This is a genomic window from Halanaerobium sp. (genome assembly GCF_003070835.1).
Genome location: NZ_QBLR01000238.1, coordinates 1 through 5,337, shown reverse-complemented (window position 1 = coordinate 5,337; position 5,337 = coordinate 1). Strand labels below are relative to the sequence as shown.

Genomic DNA, 5,337 nt, shown 5'->3' with positions numbered 1-5,337 from the left:
GTAAATAACTAATTCAACGGAGCCAGGCAGATGCCTTTTTTTATTTAGATATTTTTAAATTTACATTTTTTTCTTCACAACATTAATTATACAACCAAAACCATTAATCTTATTATTTTTTATATAAATTTTTCGCAAAACTCCTTTATCCTTATATTTAATTTCTTCTCCATCAAGTTTTCCGACCACCATTAGTTTATAACTTAATTCTTTCAGTGAATTTGTACTAAACTGCTTTTGGTATTTTCTTTCTGCTCCTAAAATATTCAGGGCTGCCCTCTGACCATGATTGACTGCTACTGTATGCAGACCGTGAATAGTCATCTCTCCAGTTACTAAATCTTCCGTCTGAGCTACATCTCCACAGGCATATATATTTTCATAATTAGTCTGCAAATAACGATTAACAGGAATTCCCCAGCCGTCATTTTCTATTCCACTATCAATTATAAAATCAATATTAGGCTTTACTCCTGTAGCCGCTATATAAAAATCGGCTGTTAATTCCCTGCCGTCACTGGTAACAAGACTCTCAACTTTTCGCTCACCGGTAAAGCGATTTCCTTCAGTATTCAGCATTACATTAACACCCTGATTTTCTAAATCTTCGACTACATATCCTGCAGTTTCTTTGTCTAATAACCGCGGCATTATCCAGCCGCGGCGGTTTAAAATAGAAGGTTTTATCCCAATTTTAGCTAAACATAAAGCTATTTCTACACCTAAAAACCCACCACCAACAATTACTGCTGATTTATTTCCCTGACACGCCATATCTTTTATTTGCTGGGCCCCAAAAATATTTTTAAAATTAGTAATCCCTTCTTTGTCTGCTCCTTTAACTACTGGTGGGATATGAAGCGAACTACCAGAAGCTATTAATAATCTATCAAATTTTCTTTTTCTATTGTTTTCTGTCAGGACATACTGTTTATCAGAATCCACTGCAGCCACTTTTTCTCCTAAAAAACAGTTAAAATCATAACGACTGCAGACATCCTGGCCCTGCCAGTAAAGTAAATTTTTCTGATCATTAATTAAATATTCTCCTAAAGCTGCTGGAGAATAAGGGGGCACATTCTCTGCCGAAAAAATATCTATAGTTCCCCTAAAGTTTCTTTTACGCAAAGTAAGGGCAGCAGTCAATCCTGCTGGCCCTGAACCAATAATAACAATACGCATCAAACTATCCCCCTTTATTTCCTCTCCACTCCAATTAAAGTCCTATACAGCTCTCTAACTGCTTTTACATAAGGCGTATTCTTTTTTAATAATGGAGCTACATCAGGTTCATTGCGGTAAACACTTTCATCAAAAGGTAGATAGTGAATATAATCAAAGATTTTTATTTTTTCTCCTGCTCTTTCCATTACTTTATCCTTATCTTTTTGTCCCCGCACTTTATTAACTACTAAATGAATATTCTCTATTTCTAATTGATCTGCTAACTGAGCTGAGTGTAAAGCAACCTGTACCGCGTTAAAACTTGGCTCCGTAATAATTACAGCATTGCGGAAACCTTCAGCCAGTGAACGACCAAAATGTTCAACTCCAGCCTGAGTATCCATTAAAATAACTTCATCTTCTCTTAAATTTATATAACCTACAATTGAATCCAGTAATGAGTTTTCTGGACATAAACATCCTGTAGCTGCCTGAATCACACTGCCAATCACTAATAGGTTAATTCTATCTTTAATATTCATGCCAAATCTATTAACTACATCTGAGACATCAGGATTCAAATTGAGCATTGCTCCCCAATTTTCTCCCGGTCTTACCCCTGTTTTTTCTTCAATATAATCTATATTTTCTGAGACAGGAACTATTTCGTCAGCTTTTTCTTCAGGAAAGCCTAAGGAGAAGGCAAGATTTTGCTGGGGATCTTCATCTACTGCCAAAACTTGATATTTATCTTCAGCAAAAAACTGTGCCAGCAGGGCTGTAAGGGTGGTCTTACCTGCTCCACCCTTACCGGTAGTTACAACTCTAAAATCATTAATAGTTTTATCGGATTCTAACCCCTCTGCTGCTGAAAAGACTTTCTTTCTTCTTTCTTTTTCCTGTGCTCTAGCTTTTTCTCTGTCCTGGCTCATATACCCAATTCCTCCCTCTGACTCAAGATATGTCGTTCAATCATGCGGGCAGCTATTTTTGGATCAGGCTCAACTGCAAACTTAGCATTAACTACATCTTCCAGTTCATCAGTTAATAAATCAGTAACCTTTTGACTACCATTGGTATTAGGTGGTAATCCTACTACTGTATAGAAACCTGAAGCAACAAAATAGGAAGCAATTGTTAGAGCTTTTTGAGCATACCATTCCGGTGCTGCTCCCGCGGCAGGTAATTGATCAATACCTACATCAAGTGCATTTGCTAATTCACCTGCTAAAGCAAGAATACGCGAACAATCAACACAGGATCCCATATGTAGAATTGGTGGTATATTTAAGCTTTCACAAACCTCGCGCAAACCATCTCCGGCCATTTTAGCTGCTTCGGGAACCAATAGTCCTGCTTTCCCAGATGCCACAGCAGCACAACCGGTTTCAACCATTAAAATATCTTTCTTCATTAATTCTTTGGCTAAATTAACATGACCATAGTCATGTTGAATTTTAGGATTACTGCAGCCTACTGATCCTACAATCCCTTTTATTTTTCCAGAAGTAATTGCATCTATTAATGGTTTAAAACTGCCTCCTAGTTCTTCTTTAATTGCCTCCACAGAAAAACCAGCTACCATTTCCATTGGCTCACAGGGTATTTCTACTTTCTGAGGATTCCGTTCTTTGTAGGTATCTATAGCCAGTTCAACTATCTCTATTGCCGTATCATAAGCATTTTCAGGATGAAATTCTTTGTGTACCGCACCAGGAACTTTTGATTTTTCACTGGTAGAGATAACCTTACTATGGAAACATTTTGCCACCTGTGGAAGAGAGGGAAAAATACATTGATAATCAATAATCATTGCATCTACTGCTCCTGTAGCAAGTGCCAGCTCCTGATTAAGCATATTTCCAGCCATCGGGATTCCTTTTCTCATTAATAATTCATTACCTGTACAGCATAAACCGACTAAATTAATACCTTCAGCTCCGGCAGCTTTAGCTTGATCAACCAGTTCCTGATCATTAGCCGCTTTAACTACTACATCTGATAAAACAGGATTATGGCCGTGCAGCACAATATTTACCATCTCTTCTTTTAAAGTTCCTAAATTAACTGTGGATTGTGTCACTTTAGGTGTTCCAAATAAAATATCAGATAGCTCAGTTGCCATCATTGATCCACCCCAACCATCAGCCAGAGAAGTTCTTAAACCATGAAGTAACATATTCGTGTAATCCGCCCCTACACCCATGTGAACTCGATGCATAGCTTCAACTACTTCTCGGTCAATTCCCCGAGGCATAATATCTGCTTGATTCCAGATCTCTCTTGTTTTTTCTGGAGCTCGATCTGTAAAATCTAATTTTCCTTTAACCATCCCATATTCAGCTAAAAATTGTTCCCCCATTTCTTTTGCTATCTCTGAATCAGAACGACCTTCCACTTCTATTCCAATATCTTGAGCCACATTTTTTAATTTCTCTGTGTCTAAAAGTTCATAACCCTGGCTTTCCCCATTTGCTGTTTCATAAAAAGTTTCTAATACTTCACGACCATGGTCAGAATGTGAGGCTGCCCCAGCTGCCATATCATTCAGCAGATTTCGAGCTACAATTAAATTAGCATCCGCCCCACAAACTCCCCGCTGTGGTCCCTCTTCAAATGGGTCTACCTGACAGGGTCCCATTTTACATGAATTACAACAAATCCCCAATTGACCAAATCCACACTGCGGCTGCTGTGCTTCTAATCTATCCCAGGCTGTTTCAATATTTTCATCTAAAGTCCTCTTCATTGTCTGTTTTTCATCTTCATCTATTGTTCGTTCATCTACTTTTTTATCTATCTCAGTGCTCATGCTTTAGAATCCTCCCTTTTTTTAGATGATGGTAATGGTCCTATTTGGGCAATCTTTTCCTGTAATTTCTTAAATGATTTAATGTTTTTGGGTATTTCTTTATGATTCCCTCCACCCCTAATTTGACTGGTTATATTTTTGAATAGTTTTGTCTGTCTCTGATTACTAAGCTCATTCGCCTCAGCATAAATTAAAGCATCAGTTCTACAGGCTTCTACACAGGCTGGTTTTTTAGCTTCCTGCAGTCTTTCAAGACAGTGATCACATTTATAAGCTATATCATTACCATCTTCTTCCAGCTGACGAAAAGCGATAGCATCATTGGGACAAACCATCGCACACATTCCACAGGAAATACATTTTTCTGCTTCCACCTGTACTGAATCAAACTCAGAATCATGATAAATTGCATCAATTGGACAGGCATTTTCACAGGGAGCAGGATCACAGTGTTGACATTTATTAGGAAATGTCATTAAGTCAATTCCCAAACCTACCTGAATCCTTGGTTGAGGCTTTGGCTTATCTGCCAGCATTGAATATAAATCTTTGCCTGAAGAATGTTCTACAGCACATGCCATTTCACAATGTCTGCAGCCAACACATCTTTCTACATCTGCAAATACTACTTTCAATTTCTTACCTCCTCGTATAATAATTATTATTACTAATTGTAAGCATAATACTATAATTAAATATAATCGTCTTAATTCCTGCAAAAAATTAAAATTTTTTAATTTTTCTGCAATTATATATGATAATTTAAAAGTGAGCCAGGAAAATAATTTAAAATTGACCCGTTTAACTAGATAATATAAACTGTCCCTAATAAAAATGATGGATAGGTGAAAAAGGTGATAAAATTGAATAAAAAAGCCAGTATTCTCATTAAACAATTTGTCGAAGATCAATCAATTAGCTAAACAGCCTGAGAGTCAGAATTTTCAAGAAATCCAGTTAGACTTTCAATAACTCTTTTAGCTGCTTTCTTACTTTTAACATAAATCTGCTTATCATCAGCATAGCGGCAGAATTTATAATTGAGTATCTCCAGTTCTTTATCCAGTTCATCCAGTATAATGTTACTAAACAATGGACTTAGCCACCTTATGCCAGGCAAACCTGCAAAGACCATGAAGCTAAATGCTCCATGGTCTAATTTTGATCTTTGATTTTAGTAGCCGCCCATCATGTAATATTCCATCAAGGCGCTATCTTTCAATTTTACATGTCCTTCCACATCAGATTTAGTGTTGTACTTCAGGTAACGTCAAGTATTTTGTGTAAATAAATTAATATCTTTCTTCAAATAGTTGAATTAGTTTTTCTCGAGCAGCTAAAAATCCTTTTAATCTTCTCTC

At 36.8% G+C, this 5,337-nt stretch carries 4 protein-coding genes and 1 pseudogene; all 5 read right to left on the bottom strand.

The window, feature by feature from the left end:
- Nucleotides 1–60: 60 nt before the first annotated feature.
- Nucleotides 61–1,182: an NAD(P)/FAD-dependent oxidoreductase gene (locus CI949_RS16285; protein WP_290768215.1), complete on the bottom strand. Its 1,122-nt coding sequence runs from the start codon at nt 1,180–1,182 to the stop codon at nt 61–63.
- Nucleotides 1,183–1,196: 14 nt separating this feature from the next.
- Entirely contained in the window at nt 1,197–2,096 is a 900-nt protein-coding gene (locus CI949_RS16280; RefSeq protein ID WP_290768213.1) for an AAA family ATPase, read from the bottom strand.
- Nucleotides 2,093–3,976: an anaerobic carbon-monoxide dehydrogenase catalytic subunit gene (cooS, locus tag CI949_RS16275; protein WP_290768211.1), complete on the bottom strand. Its 1,884-nt coding sequence runs from the start codon at nt 3,974–3,976 to the stop codon at nt 2,093–2,095. The genes CI949_RS16280 and cooS overlap by 4 nt, the downstream gene beginning before the upstream one ends.
- Complete coding sequence (locus tag CI949_RS16270) at nt 3,973–4,611, bottom strand: 4Fe-4S dicluster domain-containing protein (protein WP_290768209.1); 639 nt, start codon at nt 4,609–4,611, stop codon at nt 3,973–3,975. Before CI949_RS16270 ends, cooS begins: the two co-directional genes overlap by 4 nt.
- A 308-nt stretch (nt 4,612–4,919) precedes the next feature.
- Nucleotides 4,920–5,078: pseudogene (locus CI949_RS16265) on the bottom strand (reverse transcriptase domain-containing protein); the annotation flags it as partial.
- Nucleotides 5,079–5,337: the final 259 nt, after the last annotated feature.

Bases quoted from the DNA above. Each gene is read 5' to 3' on its own strand.
- CI949_RS16285 (WP_290768215.1), bottom strand. From the start codon at position 1,182: ATGCGTATTGTTATTATTGGTTCAGGGCCAGCAGGATTGACTGCTGCC.
- CI949_RS16280 (WP_290768213.1), bottom strand. From the start codon at position 2,096: ATGAGCCAGGACAGAGAAAAAGCTAGAGCACAGGAAAAAGAAAGAAGA.
- cooS (WP_290768211.1), bottom strand. From the start codon at position 3,976: ATGAGCACTGAGATAGATAAAAAAGTAGATGAACGAACAATAGATGAA.